The sequence below is a fragment of the Shewanella sp. SR44-4 genome (assembly GCF_014163715.1).
Classification (GTDB): Bacteria; Pseudomonadota; Gammaproteobacteria; order Enterobacterales; family Shewanellaceae; genus Shewanella.
In genome coordinates this window covers 12,878-33,439 of sequence record NZ_JACJDU010000008.1, presented here as the reverse complement: position 1 = coordinate 33,439, position 20,562 = coordinate 12,878, and the positions used below count along the sequence as shown (strand labels likewise).

Genomic DNA, 20,562 nt, shown 5'->3' with positions numbered 1-20,562 from the left:
GTTAGTTGACTTTAGTGATCCGCGCACGCGTTACGCTAACACTTTCTACCTTAGGTTGCAGGGCGTTAACTCGGCTATCGATGACATTTTTAAGGGCTATTAATAATCCCATGCCAATAAAAGCACCCGGCGGCAACATAGCCAATAAAAATGGCGTGTCCACATGCCATACATGAATGGTTAACACACTTGCCCAATCACCTAATAGTAAATCTGCACCGCCAAATAACGTTCCTTGGCCGAGCAATTCGCGGCTAGCACCTAAAACAACCAGTACAGCGGTAAAGCCTAAGCCCATCATTAATCCATCGAATGCCGAATGCGCTAATGAGTTACGCGAGGCAAATGCTTCTGCGCGGCCGATAATGACGCAGTTGGTTACAATCAGCGGTAAGAAAATACCCAATGACAAATATAAATTATAGGCATAAGCATTGATCAGTAATTGCACGCAAGTAACAAGCGCGGCAATGATCATGACAAACACGGGGATACGAATTTCTTTAGGCACAAAATCACGTACCAAGGAGACTAAAATATTGGATCCAACTAATACCAACAACGTCGCGACGCCCAAACCCAATGCATTGGTGATTGTTGCGGTAACGGCTAGTAGCGGACATAACCCTAATAATTGTACTAATCCCGGGTTATTTTTCCATAGTCCTTGAGCTGCAATTTCACTATATTTACTCATGGTTGGCCTCACAGACATAATGACTTTGATAAAGTGCTTGGCGATGTTGTTCAACAAATGTCAGTGCATTGGCAATCGCTTTAACGTAAGCGCGTGGAGTAATAGTGGCACCCGTAAATTGGTCAAATTGACCACCATCTTTCTTTACTTTCCACATATTGCTGTTGTCTTTAAATAACTTACCACTGAAATGAGTGACCCAATCCGATTTTCGCAGTTCAATTTTATCACCAAGCCCCGGGGTTTCTTGATGGGAAAGGGTACGAACACCTAATATTTTACCTTGGTTATCTACACCAATAATGAGTTTTATTTCTCCGTTATAACCATCTGGTGCAATAGCTTCAATCGCGATGGCTACAGGGAGTTCATTTTTATAAGCAAGGTATGCTGGTAAGTCAGCTTTAGTGCCTAACAGTTCCGGGGAGTTAACCAAAATGCATTGTTCACTGAGTACATTATCGTATAACTCAGTCGGCACAATTTGGTTAAGCGTTAAGGTTAATTGTTTTTGTTGTTGCAATAATATGGTGTCACTGGTTAACGCGTTAACTAACGCAACTAGGCCAGTGCAACATAAGGCAAATAGGCCAAGTAATAGGCCATTTTTAATCATCGGGTTAGTTGTTAAAATAGACATTATTAATTTCCTACTCGATGACCATAACTGCGTGGACGAACATAATAATCGATAAATGGCGCGCACATATTGGCTAATAAAACGGCGAAAGCGACGGCGTCAGGATAACCACCAAATGTTCGTATTAAGTATATGAGTAAGCCGATCATGGCGCCAAAAATAAGTCGACCTCTAGGACTTGCTGCTGCGGTAACGGGATCTGTGGCAATGAAAAATGCCGCCAGCATGGTTCCTCCTGAAAATAAATGCATCGCAGGGCTAACGAAGGTATCTGGGCTGATCAAAAAACCAATACTGGCACAGACAAACAAAGTCAGCACAATAGCGCCGCTAATATGCCAGCGTATCACCTTAAGCTTTAGCATCACTAGGCCACCAACAAAATAGGCCATATTGACCCAAAACCAACCTTCGCCGACACTGCCAGAGAAGATGGTTTTAGTCATACTTTCTGTTGTGGTAAGCCCCATAGAAAGGTCTGTTTTTAATGTGTCGAGTGGCGTTGCCATGGTGGTGCCATCAATCGCCAAATGGAAAAAATCTGCAGCATATCCCGTGTTTAATTCAAAGATACTGTTGAAGGTATGCAACATATCTGCGTAATTGACGGTTAAGGTTTGAGGGGCAACCCATGAGGTCATTTGTACCGGAAATGAAATCAGCAGCAGTACATAAGCGGCCATTGCAGGATTAAAGACGTTATTACCTAACCCACCATAGAGTTGTTTAACAATAACGATAGCAAATAATGTTCCGATGACAATTAACCACCAAGGTGCTAATGGCGGGATCGCGACCGCAAGTAAGCTTGCGGTAACCAATGCGCTATTATCAGTTAAGGTAGCGACAATATTTTTATTGCGCAGTTTCATTACTGCAGCTTCTGCTAAATAAGCCACCGTAATTGCGAGTAATAATTGAACTAACGTGCCGTAACCAAAATAATAGCTTTGTACTGCAATACCTGGAATAAGGCATAGTGCCACACGCTTCATTACCGTATTGGTGTGCAATGTTGTGCTGACATGTGGAGATGAGGCAATTTTAAATGCCATAGTTATAGTTCCTCTTGCTTAGCACTATTAGCGAGTTTCTTGGCTTTCGCTTTGGCAACCGCGGCAGCAATTCTAGCCTTTTTGTCATCAACTGGGATTGCTGCAATGGTTGTATCAATTTCGATTGCTGGGTTCACTTCGTTTGCGGTATCGCGAGTCTGATCGCCGTCTACGTCATTTGTCGGGCTAGAATCACCAGCTAATGCCGCTTTCTTGGCTTTCGCTTTGGCAACCGCGGCAGCAATTTTAGCTTTTTTGTCATCGACAGGGCTTGCTGCAATGGTTGTATCTGGATTAACTTCGTTTGCCCAATTATTAGCCTTATCGTCGCTCACATCATCTGCCACGGCAGATTCATTGGTTAATGCTGCTTTCTTGGCTTTCGCTTTGGCTACGGCCGCAGCAATTTTAGCTTTTTTGTCATCGACAGGGCTTGTTGCAATGGTTGTATCTGTTTGGCTTGCTGGATTAACTTCGTTTGCGGTATCGCGAGCCTTATCGCCGCTCACATCATCTGCCACGGCAGACACATTGGCTAATGCTGCTTTCTTGGCTTTAGCTCTAGCAACTGCAGCAGCAATTTGTGCTTTTTTATCATTAACGGGGTCAATGTTCTCGTTAGTTATATCCGTTGTGACCGCAGCTACATCACTTTGATTATCTACTTTAGACTGAGCTGCAAAGGCGGCTTTTTTAGCTTTCGCACGTTCAATAGCGGCATTAACTGCTGTTTTCTTCGCGCTGGTACTGTCTATTGCTGCTTTTGGTGCATCATTATCAGATGTTGTTACAGCAGTATCAGCAGTTATGCCTTCTGCAGCCTGGGCTTTTTTAGCGGCGATACGTGCCATAGCAGCGGCTACCGCATCTTTATCACCCGACTTCATATTTGCTTGGCGTTTGGCAGCTGCTTGTTTTGACTTTTCTTCTCGAGCATTTTTTTCATCTTCAAGTCGTTGTAAGCGTGTTTCGAAACGAATTTTTGCTTTTTCAGCTTGTAGTTTTTCTTCTGCGGTATTCTTCAACGCTGATTTCGCGACCCGATAATATTCAACTAAAGGAATGTCACTTGGGCATACGTAGCTGCAACAACCGCATTCAATACAATCTTTTAAGTTAAAACTTGCCGCTTTGTCGTATTCCTCCGCTTTGGCGTGCCAGAATAGCTGTTGCGGTAACAATAACGCGGGGCAGGCGACTGCACACTCACCACAACGAATACAGGCTTTCTCATCTGGATCAGGAGCTATTTCTGCTTGGCTTGGTGCTAATAAACAGTTGGTTCCTTTTGATATTGGCACATCAAGATCACTCAACGCGTATCCCATCATCGGACCGCCGACAATGACTTTTTGTGAACTCTGCGGTTCAAAACCGACTTGGCTGAGGGCATCAGCTACTGTAGTGCCAATTCTCAGCCAATAGTTTCCAGGTTTACCGATGGATTCACCGGTTAACGTCACTACGCGTTCAATGAGTGGTTTACCCTGTAATACCGCTTCTTGAATGGCATAGGCGGTACCGACGTTATGCATAACAATACCAAGTTGAGCAGGAATGGCTCCACTGGGCACTTCTTTGCCGGTAATAATTTGAATAAGTTGTTTTTCGCCGCCTGACGGGTACTTTGTCGGAATAACGGTGACACGGATCATATCGTTAGGTAATGAGCTGCGACGAATAGCAGACTCCATTGCTTGAGCCGCTTCAGGTTTATTATCTTCAATAGCGATAATAATACGTTGTGCGTTAAGCAAATGCTGAATGATACTAATACCAGTTAATATTTCATCACTGTATTCACGCATTAATCGATCATCAGCACTAATGTAAGGTTCGCACTCCACCCCATTAATAATGATTAAATCGATTTCACTCGCGGGGTTGAGTTTTACATGACTGGGAAACGCTGCGCCGCCCATTCCTGCAATACCTGCTTGCCTTATTTTGGCTAAAATATCGGCTTTGGACAGTTGTTCAATCTGATTTGAGGTAAGATCACACCAAGTATCATGTCCATCGGCTTCGATAATGCAACTCAGCACAGGCAATGAAGAGGGATGATTGCTACCGTGTTGCTCTATCGCGACAACGGTCCCGGAAGTAGGGGCATGGACGGGTAAATAAATAAAACCAGCACCTTCAGTGAGTGGTTGTCCTTTTAATACCTGGTCGCCGACCTTGACACTCAAGGTCGCTTGTTGACCAACAAGAGGAACCGGTATCACAAATCGCGATTGCAGTGGCAAAGGTGATATGGTGCTTTGGTTGGAAAGTGATTTAAGTTCAGGTGGATGAATCCCGCCAGGAGAGCGCCACAAAGCACCTTTATCTAATTGCTCTAATAACGTTAGCACCGTTTGTCCTCTTGCTCTGTATTGATCACGTTGATAGGGATCGCGCGTAATTTCCAATCCCAATTTTGTATTGTGGTTTCAACTGGGATCATATCAATACAATCGACAGGGCAAGGCTCAACACATAAGTCACAGCCGGTACAATCTTTGGCAATAACGGTATGCATTAATTTACCAGCACCTAAAATGGCATCAACTGGGCAGGCTTGAATACATTTGGTACACCCAATACATTCATCTTCACGGATATAAGCTACTTTTTTAATACTGGCTTGTGCCTCTTCGCCTAATGCTTCAGGTTCAACCCCCATAAGCTCGGCAATCTTTTCCATGGTAGCAGTACCACCAGGAGGGCATTTATTGATTTTATCGCCGTTAGCGATAGCCTCAGCATAGGGGCGACAACCAGGATAACCACACTGACCGCATTGAGTTTGCGGAAGCAGGGTTTCAACTTGATCAATAATAGGATTACCTTCAACTTTGAATTTTTTTGAGGCAAAACCTAAAATGACGCCAAACACTAATGCTAAAACGCTTAATACAGCAACAGCAATTAATATATTCGATACCATTAGCTAACTAGCCCCGCAAACCCCATGAAGGCTAATGACATTAAACCGGCGGTGATCATGGCAATTGCGCCACCTTTAAAAGGCAAGGGCACGTCTGCAGCGGCTAATCGCTCGCGCATGGCCGAAAACAAAATTAACACTAATGAGAAGCCAACTGCAGCACCAAAACCATAAATAGCCGATTGAATAAAGTTATGGTCTTCATTGACGTTGAGTAAAGCGACGCCTAATACAGCGCAGTTAGTCGTGATAAGTGGCAAGTAAATGCCCAGAGCACGATGTAAAGATGCACTGGTTTTTTGCACAACCATCTCGGTAAATTGCACTACGACGGCAATAACCAAAATAAAGCTCATCGTACGTAAGTAGTTGAGGTCAAATGGCTGCAGTAAAAATTCATTGGTGAGATAACTCAGAATAGAGGCTAGGGTCAACACAAACGTGGTTGCCATCGACATGCCAATTGCTGACGCCAATTTGCTCGACACCCCCATAAAAGGGCATAGACCTAAGAATTTTACCAGAACGAAGTTATTCACCAGCACTGTGCCGATCAACAAGAGAAGATACTCTGTCATTGCTACAATTTTTTGACCAATAGATCCTAGTATTATCTTAGGTTTGGCGCCGATAAACAACGGATAAAAAATAAGGTTAAACATAAAATGTTTAACCTTGACATAAAATCGTTATTTTTACCGTTTGTTAACGTTGTTTTTACTGTTTAGTTAACAACGCTTCAGGTTTAGCAATATAATATCCTTGTAGTCCATCCACTAAAAGTTTTTCAAGGGTGAGTTTTTCATCTTGTTTTTCAACACCCGTGGCAATGACTCGAATACTAATGCGTTTGGCGATATCAACAATCATCCGGATAAAGAATTTATTGTTGTTATCCTGTTCAATATTATCACTATAACTGCTGTCCAATTTGATAAAGTCAGGACGGACCTCTCGGAAAAATTTAAATGAGGTAAAACCTAAACCAAAGCGTTCGACAGCGACTTTTGCGCCAACTTTATGGATCTCTGTGACAAATTTATGACTAGACTCTAAGTTAGCCTGCATTCCAGACTCATTGAGTTCAAACACTAATCTAGCCGCAGTACCACGGTGTTTAGATAATATATCCTTCAACCACACGGTAAAACTCTCTTGCAGAGCAGAAGAAGCACTAATATTTACCCCCATTTGGCCTGAAATACTGGGGTTTTCACTTAACACTTTAATGGTTTGAGTGACTATCATTTTATCGAGTTCTACACTCATACCATAACGCTCAGCCATCGCAATCACAGTGGTTGTGGGTAAAGGTTTACCTTCGGAGTTATAAAATCGAGCCAAAAGTTCACGGTAAACTTCGGTGTCATTATTACAGGGCTGAATAGGTTGTTGATAAAATTTAATACTTCGACGGTTAATTAAGTCGTCAATGGTCACTTTCCAATGGTTATTACCAAATTGTTCATTCGCTGATAATTTTTCCAATTGATAGTAGCGATTGGGTCCGAGCGTTTGTGCCACGCTGACAGCGGTATCGGCTAATGCCATCAATGCTAATGGTTCATTTCCTTGTTGATAAGGCACCATACCCGCATGAGCAATAGAGTCACTCTTGATACTCTGGGCATATTCATCAAGATGACGCTTAAGTTGCTCTAAAAATCGTTCACCCTCTTTAAGAGTAATACTTTCAATGAAAACAGCAAAATCACCGCTAGATACCCGAAAACACTCACTCAATCCGAGGTTTGTAACTGACTTTCGAATACAAGTAGCCAGTTTAGCTAAATAATCATCACCAGCAGCACGGCCATGTAGTTGGTTAATCGTTGCCAGTTCTGCGGCCTTAATAACAACGAGGACACCATGCTGTTGTTTATCTGTTTTGCTTATAGTGTCAATATGTTGTGTAAAGCGTTGTCGAGTAGAAAAACCACTCACGGGATCTTGATATGCCGCTTTAGTTAATTGTTCATTTTCTTTGCGTACGCGATCTAAACTGAGTTTTAATTGGCTACGACATGTTTCTAATGCTTTGCCGATGGGATGGAGCACACCTGGGAAGCGAGATTTCTCAATGGCTAGGAACGATAAGTCTGGAATATGAGTAATGTATTCGGCGGCATAGTTAATTCTTTTACGATGTAATTGCATTAACACCGCAAATAACAACATCAAAGCAATATAAGCGGTAATCAATAACGTCGCAGTTTGCTCTAAGTCATTAAAACTAGGGGACAACACACTCGCGGTGTCTAATCTAACTTGTAAACGCCCGTCAGGAAAATCATGCACATGGCCTAATTCAATATTAAAAATCTCGCTGGCAAAATCATCAGAAGGGCGAAGTAAACTGCCATGAGTATAATTTTCATTGCTGTCAGTATTATGGATATATTGGAAAAATTGAAAAGAAAACGCTGTAGACATACGTTGGTATAGCGCTTCTCCGCTACCCTGCCATTGATCAATGGTTTGCACGTATTGCTGGTAATTAGCTCGTGCTATTTCACCTTGTTCTTGTACTTCGTTGTTTTCGACCGTGTAAATTCGAAAAATTAATAAACCGAACACGATAAAAAGGACAAGCTGAAAGGATTTCGATAAGCCCATAAAACAACAATTCCCATGAGTGTATGGCTAAATTTGCTCGGTCTTGCACAAATGTCGTGCTGTAGATGTTCGACCGTGGTATTTAATCAATAATATAATGCTTTAAATAATAATGCTTTAAATAGTTTATATAATAACCAATATCATCATAGCAGAAATGAGATTAAATGATTACTAATCTAAGGTATTATTTATAATAGAAAAACTAGCGATTTAGTACTAATTAATACCGATGAATAAGCGATTATAGCTAAGGTAAATTAAACTATTGATTAAAATATTGAAATTATAGGGTAGATTAAGCAAGAGTGTGTTTTGCAGATGATAACGTTGCGGGATTTCTGTGGCTATTGTTGCGTTTCATGTTGCGTTTCATGTTGCGTTTAATAATGGCTCCCCAGACTGGACTCGAACCAGTGACATACGGATTAACAGTCCGCCGTTCTACCAACTGAACTACTGGGGAATTAATTATTACTATAAATACTTAATTTGAAATGGCTCCCCAAACTGGACTCGAACCAGTGACATACGGATTAACAGTCCGCCGTTCTACCAACTGAACTATTGGGGAAGCGTATTATTTCAAATGTGTTATCTCGATGGCTCCCCAAACTGGACTTGAACCAGTGACATACGGATTAACAGTCCGCCGTTCTACCAACTGAACTATTGGGGAATTATTTCGATAACAGTAAACGATGGCTCCCCAAACTGGACTCGAACCAGTGACATACGGATTAACAGTCCGCCGTTCTACCAACTGAACTATTGGGGAATTACGCTTACATCTCAACTCTGCATACTAAATTGGCTCCCCAGACTGGACTCGAACCAGTGACATACGGATTAACAGTCCGCCGTTCTACCAACTGAACTACTGGGGAAGCGTTTTTAGCAATGTATTGCTGAGAACGGAGCGCATAGTAAAACGCTCTGGTAACTGAGTCAACTCGAGTTATAAAAAAAAACGCATTTATGTGACTAATTGGTTACCAAACACACATCGTGAACGACTTTTGGGCATTTGTGTCGATTTTTAAACAATGAAAACAAAATGAATCACTTACTCTCAACATTCATTTCCTCGATTATAAAGACAATATTTTTGTATACATCATGTTTTTGATGTCTATCGTTGCGTTTTTTCGGCTATCTCGTCGGTGTGGTTTTATGGTGGAACTGAAAACCGTGTTGATATAAGTTCAATTCGGGATACAGAGATTGTATAGATCGGTAAAAACGGATTTTTGGCAAGTCAGCAATATCAAACTTACTATTTGTTGCACTCATTAAGCAGATTTTACATGTGAAAAGGGTGCTTATTGCAAGTCAATGTCACTTTAAGCAAACTGATAGTGCAAACTTTGTGATGTGATAATTCTTTATTATCCTAAATTAAGGTTGATCTTATGAGATTGAGTTATGAGATTAAGTTATGTTTTTATCGACAGCTTCTTGAGTCAAAGTATGTTAATGATATTTAACTCAGCAAAGCATCGATACATAGCGCAAACGAGCTTTTAAACCGAGTAATACATTGTTGTACATTGTTGTTTTTAGCCGTTGAGATTACCCAGTTATCACCAGTGGCATTATAACTATATTGTTGACACCTTGATGAGTCCTATAGTGCAGTTATCACTAAATACTAAGACTTGCCTGAAAAGCAATCAATTTGAGTATGGTTGATATTCACCAGCCATAGCTTCGGCTGAGTCAACCATGCTTAGCGATACGAGGGAGGTGATATTTGTTGAATGTGTACCAGCGTCAGCGCTCACTGATCGCAATGTTGATCGGTGTTCAAGGCGTTGCTAATATATGAGGCGACTACAAATTTAAAACAGCAACTGAACTATTGTCGCTATCTTTCGTATTAATGTGCAAATGTAATTAAATTTCATCACAATTTTCTTACGTTTTTATGAAACTCACTTGGTCGCTACCCCGCAGTAGTATTGGGCTTTTGTGACTTATCCACTAAATCTGTGGATAAACTTGTGGACTTCTACTGTAAATAAGCGGCTAACCCTTGTTGCGCTTGAGTCGGACTTAAATTGGTACAAATATTTAGCGATAAGTTAAGTTGTTTTTAATCAAACAGATACAAAAATCAACAACTTTATTTTTTCACTGTTCTGTCAATTGCAAAATTGTAATCTCTTTGAATAGTAGATTGTGTATTAAATTGTGCTTTAAGCTCGATTTTTAGCGCATTTGTGGCCTAAAATACTGATCGAATCGATTTGTTTATAACTTTCATATTACGATCATTATGCTGTCATATTGAAGAACCAAGTGACAGAGAATGATCTGCATGAAACACACCAATATTAAATAATATTCTGCAATTTTTCCTTCAATATAGTTACTGCCTCAAGTAAAAACACCAGAGATTTAGTACTATTATGTATCGCCATTAACCTGTGTTTAGGTATATGATAATTGGTTCAATAGAATAGGAAACCATGTTGTGTCAGAGTCAGTATTTTCCCTAGAGTCCAAATTCGAACCCGCCGGCGATCAACCTACAGCAATAAAAAAATTAGTAGAGGGCTTAGAGTCTGGCGTTGCTAGCCAAACGTTATTAGGCGTAACAGGGTCAGGTAAAACCTATACTATCGCGAATGTGATTAAGCAAATGGGCAGGCCAACCATTATTATGGCGCCTAACAAAACACTTGCCGCGCAACTCTATGGCGAAATGAAAGAGTTTTTTCCACATAATGCGGTTGAATATTTTGTTTCTTATTATGATTACTATCAACCAGAAGCTTATGTACCCGCTTCTAATACCTTTATTGAAAAAGATGCATCGGTGAATGCCCACATCGAGCAAATGCGTTTATCGGCCACTAAAGCGTTATTAGAGCGTAAAGATGTGGTGCTTATTGCCTCTGTGTCAGCCATATATGGTTTAGGCGATCCCGATTCTTATATGAAGATGTTATTGCATTTGCGTCAAGGCGATTTTATGGGCCAACGTGACATCCTCATTCGGCTCAGTGAATTACAATACAAACGCAATGACATTGAGTTACAACGCGGGACATATCGAGTTCGCGGTGAAGTGATAGATATTTTTCCAGCAGAATCTGAACGCGAAGCCATTCGAATAGAATTATTTGACGACGAAATAGAACGCTTAAGTGAGTTTGATCCCTTGACCGGACAGATTAACAAACGAATAGCGCGTGCCACCATTTATCCCAAAACGCATTATGTGACACCAAGAGAGAAAATTTTAGCGGCAACTGAAGATATTAAAGAAGAACTCAGAGAACGTCGTCAATATCTACTCGATAACAATAAATTGATTGAAGCTCAGCGGATCACTGAGCGAGTTCAATACGACATAGAAATGATGGTCGAGCTAGGATATTGCTCCGGGATTGAAAACTACTCTCGATATTTATCAGGCAGATCGCCTGGAGAAGGTCCACCAACATTATTAGATTATTTACCTGCAGATGGTCTACTGATTATTGATGAGTCACATGTGACGGTACCGCAAATTGGCGCTATGTACAAAGGTGATAGAAGCAGGAAAATGAACTTAGTAGAGTATGGGTTTCGATTACCATCAGCACTAGATAATCGGCCGTTAATGTTTGAAGAGTTTGAACGATTAATGCCGCAAACCATTTTTGTTTCAGCTACACCTAGTTTATACGAGCTTGAAAAAAGTACCGGCGAGATTGCTGAGCAGGTTGTAAGGCCAACCGGATTACTCGATCCTGTATTGGAAGTTCGGCCTGTGGGCATTCAAGTTGACGATCTTTTGTCTGAGATCCACAAACGCGTGGCGGTTAATGAGCGTGTGCTGGTGACCACATTAACTAAACGGATGTCTGAAGATCTGAGTGAATACCTTGACGAGCATGGGGTTAAAGTTCGTTATTTACATTCGGACATTGATACCGTTGAACGAGTTGAAATTATTCGTGATTTACGCTTGGGACGTTTTGACGTACTGATTGGCATTAACTTATTACGTGAAGGGCTAGATCTACCTGAAGTGTCATTAGTGTGCATTTTAGATGCAGACAAAGAAGGCTTTTTACGTTCAGAGAGATCACTTATTCAGACCATCGGCCGTGCTGCTCGTAACGTTAACGGTAAAGTTATTCTATATGCGGACCGAATAACAAACTCAATGGCTAAAGCCATGGGGGAAACAGAGCGTCGCCGTGAAAAGCAACACCTACATAACCTTAAACTCGGTATTGTGCCTCGTGGAGTAGTGAAGAGTATTACCGATGTAATGGATGTAGGTGACACTAACTTCAGTAAAGGTACTCGTAAAAATCACTCTAAATTTGCTGAAGTGGCAGAAGAGCGAGCGAAATACACCAGTATTGCCGATTTGAGTCATCAAATTGATAAATTGGAAAAACAAATGCATGAACACGCTAAGAACCTAGAGTTTGAACAAGCTGCTGCCGTGCGTGATGACGTCAAACATTTACGTGACCTGATCATTGTAAACAGTTAATTTACTGAAAAATATAATTTTAGGTGAAAATAGATAGCCAGTTTATCAATGAAAATATGAAAAACTGGCTGAGAATGTTCTCTAGATGACATTGTAGCGTCAGTTAATTGATTTTAAATTGACCAATTTGAGCTCTTAACTGTTGTGATAACTGACCAACTTGGATACTGGCAGTATTTGATTGCTGGGCATTGGTCACTGTCAAACGAGCTTCATCGCTAATATTGACAATATTACGATTAATTTCATCGCTTACTGCAGTTTGTTCTTCTGCTGCGGTCGCTATTTGAGTCGCCATATTGGCTATTGTCGCCACAGACTGAGTAATTTTGGTTAGCGCATCACCAGCTTGCGCCGCTTGCTCCGTACTGTTAATGGCTTGCTCTCGACTCGATGCCATTACTGTCACGGCTCCTTTTACGCCTGATTGTAATTGGCCAATCATTTGCTGAATTTGGTTAGTCGAATCTTGAGTTCGTTTTGCTAGGGTGCGCACTTCATCAGCGACAACAGCAAAACCTCGTCCTTGCTCTCCTGCACGCGCAGCCTCAATCGCAGCATTCAGAGCCAGTAAGTTGGTTTGATCTGCAATGCCTCGAATGACTTCTAAGATAGTGCCAATATTATCGGCATCTTTTTGCAATTGATAGAGTGCATTAGCGGCTTGTTCAACCCCTTTAGCAAGATGATCAATCGAAGTAATCGTTTTCTTGACAATGTTGTCACCATGCAGTGCTTGTGCATCAGATTCTTGAGCTGCTTGAGCGGCTAACTCTGCATTATTGGCAACTTCAATGACGGTGGCTTGCATTTGATTCATAGCGGTAGCGACTTGTTCAGTTTCACTTTGTAGTCGTTGCATCCCACTCAACGTTTCGTTACTAGCCGAAGTTAATTGGTCGCTTGCTGTACCTAATTGTTGGGTATTATGATTAAAGTCAGTAATTAATTCGCCAATATTACCAACAAACGCATTAAAACTGGCGGCAACTTTGGCAATTTCATCATCACTGCTATCATCTAACCTTGCGGTTAAATCTTTGGCGCCAGAGGCCACATTGCGCATTGAATCATCAAGTTTTTTAAGTGGTGTTAAAATACGTTGGTATAGCACTATCATAATGATCACTATAAACAATCCTATGCCAATGCTTCCCCATAATTGCACTCTAGCAGCGGTAGTGGTTGCCCTGAGAGTTTCATTAACGGTGAGTATAAATTGCTGATCGAGTTTTTGAGCCAATAGATCCAAGTTATCAGCTAAATCGCCAGCCGCATCATCAAAACCACCAGCGCTTTTCATTAATAAATTGCCGGCATCAGTTCCTTGAGTCAAATAAGCATCAGCCATTTTTATGCCTGAATCATGTAATGAATTAACTTGGCGTTTAATGTTTTGTGCCTGAACGGTAAATTCAGGAGCATATTGAATCAATTTTTCAATATGTTCTAGGGCGCTTTGCTTACTTTCGAGTGCTTCTGACTTTGCTTCATCACTTTTTGTTGCACCGACATCTGTTAGAAATTGCTGTATTTGCACGACAAAATAACGAGTATCTTTTAAGGCAAATATGGCATTAACTTGTTGTTCTTCATGTTTAACATTTACATGTATACGTGATTGCTGAACACTCATAACCCAAGCTAATAGTGTCAACGCAGTTAACGTTAGCATAATGGTAATTTGGAGCATTCTCTTAATTGAGAACTTTATATTCATAGAAATATCCTTGATGTAAGCATTACGGCTAGCGACGTTATAAGAATAACGATTGGGATAATTTATGTCATTAACTGGTAGCTGTTATTTGGACCAATGTCAGATATATAAAGTATTTAATAGTCATCTTTTGGTTATGGTCACACTTATTATTTTCAGCTATTTATTTCAGACAGAAAAAGCATAGGTTAATTTTATAACAGCTTTTAATGCATTCCTTTTTATAATCAGATGCTTGGGGTGTTAAATCGAGTTGGAAAAGTAATTAAAATAACAATGCTTGGTTTCTATATTTAATTGCGAGCCATTACGATTAATGTCCATTGAGAGTGTGATGTAAGGAGTTCTCTAGTTATCTTAAATTATTCATTTAAATACCGACTACAGGATAAAAGTTATTTAAACAATTAGTAAAACAAAATGGTTTGAGTTTTTAACGCATCATTATAATAGTGTTAATGCAATTAAAGATCATATTTATTAATACCTTAAGGTGTCATTGGCTTGTAGCTGACTCTATGAGGACTAATACTTATGAGGGGGGGCTTGTTTCGAAAACTAGCCTGTTGAGGGTGAGCTTTAATACCTTAGCTGGATGTTGAAATGATGTTATCAACCCATAATCATTCACGTTAACGCAAGTTAACCCATTTATTGTTAAGCAGGATTAAGAAACCGTTCACTGTGCAAAAATAGCTTGCGTAAGTTGCATGGTGAAAGTTGTTTGGAGCGTTCAATCTTTATGGTAGAGGTGAAGATAAAGAGCTCCAGTATTTAGTAATCGCGCATTCATTATTCTTCCTGGAATAAGAATGTTGCTCAGGACAACATCATTACATTGGGATGATTTAACAGGTCAATTTATGACTCGTAAATCTCTAAATTATTTTTAAGGATATTACTGATGACAAAACTACTTCCACTAGCCGCTGCGATTGCAATGGTATTCGGTACAGCTCACGCAGCAGGCAGCTCAGCAACGACTATTCAGAGCGGTTCTGGTAACACAGCTACAACTGTGCAAGCTGGCACTAATCACACTGCAAATATTACCACCAATACTGGGACTAATAGTAATGCATCTATTGACCAAGTAGGCGATGCACAAACTGCGAATATCACACAAACAGGTGGCGTCGATAGCTCAAGTGCGATTATCAATCAAACAGTACAAGCAAATACTGCGACTATTAATCAAGTACACATGACTAACACAACGGCTGAAGTTAACCAAAATGGTTTAACTAATACTGCAAACGTTGATCAGCAACACGTAAATGATACTTCTGCCACTGTACAGCAAGACGGCAATAGTAATGATGCCGACATCAGACAGTATGGTTTTGGTATTCATAATCCTGCCGGTTCAAGTATTACCCAAACCGGGAATGGTAACGTTGCGAGTTCAGATCAAGATACTTCTACCGATGCGCTTTCCACGATTGTCCAAACGGGTAATAACAACACGGCAGATGCTGAACAAATGAACGGCTCTGAACGTTCAGAAGTGTGGATTACACAAACTACTGATGGCTCTGATGCTACAGCTAAACAGAATAATTCAGCCGACTCAAACGCAACTATTAATCAAAACAGTTTCAGTGTTGGTACTGCTTCGGTAACTCAAACTAACGGTAGTTTTAATACTGCTTTGGTTACGCAAACAGATTTTAGTAGTAATGCTTCAGCAACTGTTACTCAAAATGGTAGCAATAATGATGTGACTACTTACCAAGAGCACGTATTTGATACTAGTTTAACGGTTTCACAAGATGGTAACACTAACAACGCAACAGTAAACCAGGAGCATGTTAACGACAGTACCGCTTCTGTGAATGTTACAGGTGACAACAATACATCAACCATACGCCAGTACGGGTTCGGTTTTCATGAGCCTGCTTCAGCAACTATTATTACTGATGGTAACTTGAACAATGTAAACATTAACCAAGATACTTCTTATATGGCTGCAGCAAGCGTAACTCAAAATGGTGACAGTAACGTAGTTGTAGTGACTCAATTAAATGAATCGGATAACTCAGTTGTAACAATTACTCAACTTGATGCCAGCCAATCAGGCGATGTTAATGTAGCTCAAAATCAAGCTGCAGATTCTAGCGCAATAGTCGCGCAATCTGCTGTTTCTGGTTCAATGGTTGATATTGACCAAGGTCCTGGTTCTATGTTGATGGCTAATGTCACACAGACTGGCTCAATTGGTGGAAGTGCGACAATATTACAAGATGGTATGACTCAAAGTACTACAGTCGATCAAGGCGGTGAAGGTAACATGGCCAATGTTTATCAAACAGCATCTGAAAACATTGCTGATGTAAGCCAGTTTGGTGATTTTGGAACTGCGGATATTGATCAAACCGGTGCAAACAATGAAGGTTGGGTCAACCAGTCTAGTGGCGAGTACAATGATGCAGTTATTGCGCAAAATGGCTCTGATAACTATGGCATTATTACGCAATCAGGTTTCGGTGCAGCTCTTGCTCATAACGTAGCCTCTATCACCCAGAATGGTATGGGTGACATTGCGTCAATTACACAAAGTGGTGGTGCAGGTAATACAGCGGCTATTACTCAAAATTAATTTTTAATGAGTCTAAATGCTAACAATTTGTTTAATGCCGTTCACTTAAGGTGAGCGGCATTTTTTTATTTTCAAATTGTTCCCTCATTTTTCTGATCTTAAAAATCAGCATATCTTTTCCCTTTGGTCCTTAAGCTATACACTAATCCAGTAAAAACTAATTATGGGTCAGAGTCTTACTTTCATTTAAATCCTGTATTCCTTTATGAAGTGTACGCCTAACACAGCATCATATTTAACCAGATTTATTGACTGAAGAAGCGATTAATCTATAAGGTTTAAATGTGATGGAGGAAGAAATAATCAACATAAATAATGATGTGTGTTTATGTCACATTAATAGTCGAGAGCTGATCTACATTATGGTGAGTCCGTTATTTGACCGCTAAACTTGACAGGTGAAACACCAGATTTCGCCATGTAGATTACGAGACGAAATCATCTTAATGAACTGATCACCTCTGAAAGGAAATTTTATTATAAACTTAACTTCTGTAAATTAACTATCTGATATGGTTAATATTTTCTGGAGTTTCTATTCTCCTAGCATCGAAGGCATAAGGGGGGTTGGATTTTTTAGTCCAGAGTAGATATTAATGATAAGGCTGAGCACTATGAAATTAGTGCAGATTTACCTGGCGTAGATAAAAAAGATATTCACGTTACGGTTGATGGAGATTTGCTCACAATCGAGGCAACTACAGCCGAAGAAAATGAGCGTGTGATCAGAAAAGAACGTCGCTCTGGTAAGTATGTGCGCAGTTTACCCTTGAGAGCAGACCAAATGAAGCTAATATAAAAGCCTAACTTAAAAATGGAGTGCTTCATCTTCAAGTACCAAAAGTGAATGGCAAAGCAGCGGAAAGCAAAAAATACCGATCTTATAATTAGAAATATGTGAAAGATAAGCTTAAGCGATTGTTAGCTGCAACATAAAAATGTATGTATTAACTGCACCTTAATCTTAATGTTAAGATAATCGATAGATAATGTCTAATAAGGAGCCTAGTCATTTAACGGGCTTCTTTTATTGCTAAGCTAAACCACAACTTTGGAAGGAGATGTCTTCTAAATGCCGATTGTGCTTCTTGGTGGATAAATATTGACGATTTCTATTTCACATAAAAATTAAAGCTAATAAAAAACGCGCCAAATGGCGCGTTTATGTCATTTCATATTATCGAGATAATTAGAAACTGGCTGAACGTGGGGCGCGTGGGAATGGGATAACATCACGAATGTTGTTAACGCCAGTAACATACGACACTAAACGCTCGAAACCTAAACCAAAACCTGAATGAGGTACGGTGCCATAACGACGTAGGTCACGATACCACCAGTAATCTTCTTGGCTTAAATCCATTTCAGCTAAACGCATATCAAGCACGTCTAAACGCTCTTCACGCTGTGCACCACCGATAATCTCACCAATACCTGGTGCCAATACGTCCATTGCTGCAACAGTCTTGCCATCATCGTTTAAGCGCATATAGAAAGCTTTAATGTCTTTCGGGTAGTTCTTAACGACAACAGGCGCTTTAAAATGCTCTTCAGCTAAGTAGCGTTCGTGCTCAGATTGTAAATCAATACCCCATTCAACTGCGAATTCAAACTTCTTACCACAGTTTTTAAGGATTTCAACCGCATCAGTGTAATCCACTTGAGCAAAGTCACTGCTAACGAATGCTTGTAAACGTTCGATAACGGTTTTATCAACACGTTCGTTAAAGAAGTTTAAATCATCCATGCGTTCTTCAAGCACTGCGCTAAACGCGAATTTAAGCATTCTTTCCGCTAACTCAGCCGCATCATCTAACGTTGCGAATGCCACTTCAGGCTCAACCATCCAGAATTCTGCAAGGTGGCGAGTGGTGTTTGAGTTTTCAGCACGGAACGTTGGGCCAAAAGTATATACTTTCGATAACGCACAAGCATAAGTTTCAGCGTTTAACTGACCCGACACGGTTAAAAATGATTCTTTACCGAAAAAATCTTTATCGTAATCGACTTTACCATCAGCAGTGCGAGGTAGATTTTCCATGTCTAGTGTTGACACACGGAACATTTCGCCCGCACCTTCACAGTCAGAAGCGGTAATTAACGGGGTAGATACCCAGATAAATCCTTCTTGGTGATAGAAGCGGTGAATCGCTTGCGATAAACAGTTACGTACACGAGCTACGGCACCAATAATGTTAGTACGTGGGCGTAGATGGGCAAGTTCACGTAAATGCTCAATAGAGTGGCGTTTGGCCGACATTGGGTAAGTATCTGGATCGTCTACAAAACCCGTAACCACTATTTCAGTGACTTGTAATTCAAATGCTTGACCAGCGCCAGGAGAGGCAACTACTTCACCCGTCATTACGACAGAGCAGCCAGCAGTCAATTTCAATACATCGTCATTGTAATTGGCTAGGCTATTAGGCAAGACACCTTGAATAGGGTCGAAACATGAACCGTCATACACGGCCAAGAAAGAGATACCCGCTTTTGAATCACGACGAGTTCTTACCCAGCCACGGACAGTGACTTGCGAACCAACGGCGTGTTCACCTTTAAATACAGAAGCGACAGATGCAATGCTCATTGTTGCTTTATTCTCCAACGTATAGAATATAAATATAAAATTGGGGTTTATCTTACCTTGCTGGTGGCTTTTCTCAAGCTGAAAACGCTATTCTAGGGTGATTAATGTGATACTTTTGAGTATGTCGGTTAAATATATGGCTAATTAGCCTTTATATTCTCTCGTAAACCAAGGAAAGGCCATGTCTCGTTTAGGAATTATACAGGTTGTATTGACCGTTTTGTCGTTATTAGGCTGGAGCTTAGCCATTTATGCATTGATTATTTTTGGCGAAGCCAGACCTGATCGTGCGGTAGGTTATTTTTTGAGTAAAGGCGCATCGGTACGATTAAACTGGGACCCTGAGTTAACCATTAAATTAGAATACTTAATATGGTGGTGTGCTGGGGTCAGCTTTTTGAATTTGCTGGTAAACTTTTATGCAAAAGCCACCACTCGAATTGGTTTTTGGGTCAATATTCCATTGTTGTTTTTGGTATCACTCGCAGCCGGTTTGTATATTCGTTACGTGGTGTAAAATAACGCTGATGATGCTTGGAATAATAGTTCTAAGCTAATCAACCATCAATTGGCTGTTTACGTCATGCGCCTACAGTGATTAGTTATCTGCTATATGGTGGCACAGTAAATCTATGATGGCTGCCGTTACCCCCCAAATAAATTTGTCTTCAAATGGCATAAAGTGCACTTGATAATGTGCGCCGTGGCGATAATGAAACATTTTATGACGGTTACTGCGCTCAATAAAAAAATTCAATGGTACTGAGAAACAATCATCCACTTCACCGGGATCGAGAACCAGTTCAAATGGCTGCTTTATCATTGCCACGACAGGGGTGATCTCGAAACCAGTAAAGGTTTTATGAGCTGGAAACACACCTAAAATATCCACATTATCTGCCAATAAGCCAATTTCTTCGTGAGCTTCGCGCAGCGCGGTGTGGATGGCATTAATATCATTTGGCTCAACTTTGCCGCCAGGAAAGCTAATTTGCCCAGGATGGTGACGTAAATGCATCGGACGTCGGGTTAAAATAATATGTAATTGTTGCTCTATTTCGATCACAGGGATTAATACCGCGGCTTCGCGGCCAAGGTACGACGGGGGCGCAGAAGCAATTGTCGAACGCAAACAATGTAAGTTGTAGCGCAAAGTGAATTCGTGTTTATTCATTTATTACGTGTGTATCCTGTTAATGACAAGGGATGTTGTGA

14 protein-coding genes and 5 tRNA genes are annotated in these 20,562 nt (G+C 40.6%); 4 read left to right on the top strand and 15 right to left on the bottom strand.

Translation table 11 applies throughout. The features are described 5' to 3' along the window. Position 1: 1 nt before the first annotated feature. The 12 genes from H5125_RS05870 to H5125_RS05815 all read right to left on the bottom strand — a co-directional run bounded on the left by H5125_RS05870 (position 2) and on the right by H5125_RS05815 (position 8,827). Positions 2-697 carry an electron transport complex subunit E gene (locus H5125_RS05870; RefSeq protein WP_101087034.1) on the bottom strand — a complete coding sequence of 232 codons (696 nt, stop codon included), beginning with the start codon at positions 695-697 and terminating at the stop codon, positions 2-4. Then, a complete protein-coding gene (gene rsxG, locus H5125_RS05865; RefSeq protein ID WP_243756173.1) occupies positions 690-1,337 on the bottom strand; it encodes an electron transport complex subunit RsxG in 648 nt (215 codons plus the stop codon). Before rsxG ends, H5125_RS05870 begins: the two co-directional genes overlap by 8 nt. A 2-nt stretch (positions 1,338-1,339) precedes the next feature. Then, the gene (rsxD, locus tag H5125_RS05860; RefSeq protein WP_101087036.1) at positions 1,340-2,392 is read right to left on the bottom strand and encodes an electron transport complex subunit RsxD; all 1,053 of its coding nucleotides are present in this window, start codon (positions 2,390-2,392) and stop codon (positions 1,340-1,342) included. Between the two features lie 2 nt (positions 2,393-2,394). Further along, the gene (gene rsxC, locus H5125_RS05855) at positions 2,395-4,749 is read right to left on the bottom strand and encodes an electron transport complex subunit RsxC (RefSeq protein ID WP_182743751.1); all 2,355 of its coding nucleotides are present in this window, start codon (positions 4,747-4,749) and stop codon (positions 2,395-2,397) included. After that, entirely contained in the window at positions 4,743-5,324 is a 582-nt protein-coding gene (rsxB, locus tag H5125_RS05850) for an electron transport complex subunit RsxB (RefSeq protein WP_101087038.1), read from the bottom strand. The genes rsxC and rsxB overlap by 7 nt, the downstream gene beginning before the upstream one ends. After that, entirely contained in the window at positions 5,324-5,902 is a 579-nt protein-coding gene (gene rsxA, locus H5125_RS05845) for an electron transport complex subunit RsxA (protein ID WP_101087227.1), read from the bottom strand. Before rsxA ends, rsxB begins: the two co-directional genes overlap by 1 nt. A 139-nt stretch (positions 5,903-6,041) precedes the next feature. Continuing rightward, complete coding sequence (locus H5125_RS05840; RefSeq protein ID WP_162023251.1) at positions 6,042-7,940, bottom strand: EAL domain-containing protein; 1,899 nt, start codon at positions 7,938-7,940, stop codon at positions 6,042-6,044. Positions 7,941-8,330: 390 nt separating this feature from the next. After that, positions 8,331-8,406: transfer RNA gene (locus tag H5125_RS05835), tRNA-Asn, on the bottom strand. Positions 8,407-8,438: 32 nt separating this feature from the next. Then, positions 8,439-8,514: transfer RNA gene (locus tag H5125_RS05830), tRNA-Asn, on the bottom strand. A gap of 29 nt (positions 8,515-8,543) precedes the next feature. Continuing rightward, positions 8,544-8,619: transfer RNA gene (locus H5125_RS05825), tRNA-Asn, on the bottom strand. Positions 8,620-8,642: 23 nt separating this feature from the next. Then, a tRNA-Asn gene (locus H5125_RS05820) sits at positions 8,643-8,718 on the bottom strand. A gap of 33 nt (positions 8,719-8,751) precedes the next feature. After that, a tRNA-Asn gene (locus H5125_RS05815) sits at positions 8,752-8,827 on the bottom strand. 1,589 nt (positions 8,828-10,416) lie between these two features. Between H5125_RS05815 and uvrB the strand changes: the two genes are divergently transcribed. Next, the gene (gene uvrB, locus H5125_RS05810) at positions 10,417-12,438 is read left to right on the top strand and encodes an excinuclease ABC subunit UvrB (protein WP_101087040.1); all 2,022 of its coding nucleotides are present in this window, start codon (positions 10,417-10,419) and stop codon (positions 12,436-12,438) included. Between the two features lie 103 nt (positions 12,439-12,541). Here uvrB and H5125_RS05805 read toward each other — a convergent pair whose 3' ends face one another. Further along, positions 12,542-14,158, bottom strand: coding sequence for a methyl-accepting chemotaxis protein (locus H5125_RS05805; protein WP_101087041.1), 1,617 nt, complete (start codon positions 14,156-14,158; stop codon positions 12,542-12,544). A 904-nt stretch (positions 14,159-15,062) separates the two neighbouring features. Between H5125_RS05805 and H5125_RS05800 the strand changes: the two genes are divergently transcribed. Together H5125_RS05800 and H5125_RS22450 are read left to right on the top strand one after the other, a co-directional pair. Further along, complete coding sequence (locus H5125_RS05800; protein WP_162023249.1) at positions 15,063-16,757, top strand: hypothetical protein; 1,695 nt, start codon at positions 15,063-15,065, stop codon at positions 16,755-16,757. A 592-nt stretch (positions 16,758-17,349) separates the two neighbouring features. Then, on the top strand, positions 17,350-17,556 hold the full coding sequence (locus H5125_RS22450) for an Hsp20/alpha crystallin family protein (protein WP_162024346.1): 207 nt from the start codon (positions 17,350-17,352) through the stop codon (positions 17,554-17,556). A 390-nt stretch (positions 17,557-17,946) separates the two neighbouring features. On the opposite strand, the gene asnS is transcribed toward H5125_RS22450, so the two are convergent. Then, entirely contained in the window at positions 17,947-19,347 is a 1,401-nt protein-coding gene (asnS, locus tag H5125_RS05790; protein ID WP_101087044.1) for an asparagine--tRNA ligase, read from the bottom strand. A 181-nt stretch (positions 19,348-19,528) separates the two neighbouring features. On the opposite strand from asnS, the gene H5125_RS05785 reads away from it, so the two are divergent. After that, a complete protein-coding gene (locus H5125_RS05785) occupies positions 19,529-19,864 on the top strand; it encodes a hypothetical protein (RefSeq protein WP_011637624.1) in 336 nt (111 codons plus the stop codon). 81 nt (positions 19,865-19,945) lie between these two features. Here the strand turns inward: H5125_RS05785 and H5125_RS05780 are convergent, their stop codons facing one another. Then, entirely contained in the window at positions 19,946-20,521 is a 576-nt protein-coding gene (locus tag H5125_RS05780; RefSeq protein ID WP_162023248.1) for a CoA pyrophosphatase, read from the bottom strand. Between the last annotated feature and the right edge of the window lie 41 nt (positions 20,522-20,562).

Excerpts from the sequence above, each read along its gene's own strand:
- H5125_RS05870 (WP_101087034.1), bottom strand. The coding sequence starts at position 697 with ATGAGTAAATATAGTGAAATTGCAGCTCAAGGACTATGGAAAAATAAC.
- H5125_RS05800 (WP_162023249.1), top strand. The coding sequence starts at position 15,063 with ATGACAAAACTACTTCCACTAGCCGCTGCGATTGCAATGGTATTCGGT.
- rsxA (WP_101087227.1), bottom strand. The coding sequence starts at position 5,902 with ATGACAGAGTATCTTCTCTTGTTGATCGGCACAGTGCTGGTGAATAAC.
- rsxG (WP_243756173.1), bottom strand. The coding sequence starts at position 1,337 with ATGTCTATTTTAACAACTAACCCGATGATTAAAAATGGCCTATTACTT.
- H5125_RS05785 (WP_011637624.1), top strand. The coding sequence starts at position 19,529 with ATGTCTCGTTTAGGAATTATACAGGTTGTATTGACCGTTTTGTCGTTA.
- rsxB (WP_101087038.1), bottom strand. The coding sequence starts at position 5,324 with ATGGTATCGAATATATTAATTGCTGTTGCTGTATTAAGCGTTTTAGCA.
- rsxD (WP_101087036.1), bottom strand. The coding sequence starts at position 2,392 with ATGGCATTTAAAATTGCCTCATCTCCACATGTCAGCACAACATTGCAC.
- H5125_RS05805 (WP_101087041.1), bottom strand. The coding sequence starts at position 14,158 with ATGAATATAAAGTTCTCAATTAAGAGAATGCTCCAAATTACCATTATG.
- H5125_RS05840 (WP_162023251.1), bottom strand. The coding sequence starts at position 7,940 with ATGGGCTTATCGAAATCCTTTCAGCTTGTCCTTTTTATCGTGTTCGGT.
- asnS (WP_101087044.1), bottom strand. The coding sequence starts at position 19,347 with ATGAGCATTGCATCTGTCGCTTCTGTATTTAAAGGTGAACACGCCGTT.
- H5125_RS05780 (WP_162023248.1), bottom strand. The coding sequence starts at position 20,521 with ATGAATAAACACGAATTCACTTTGCGCTACAACTTACATTGTTTGCGT.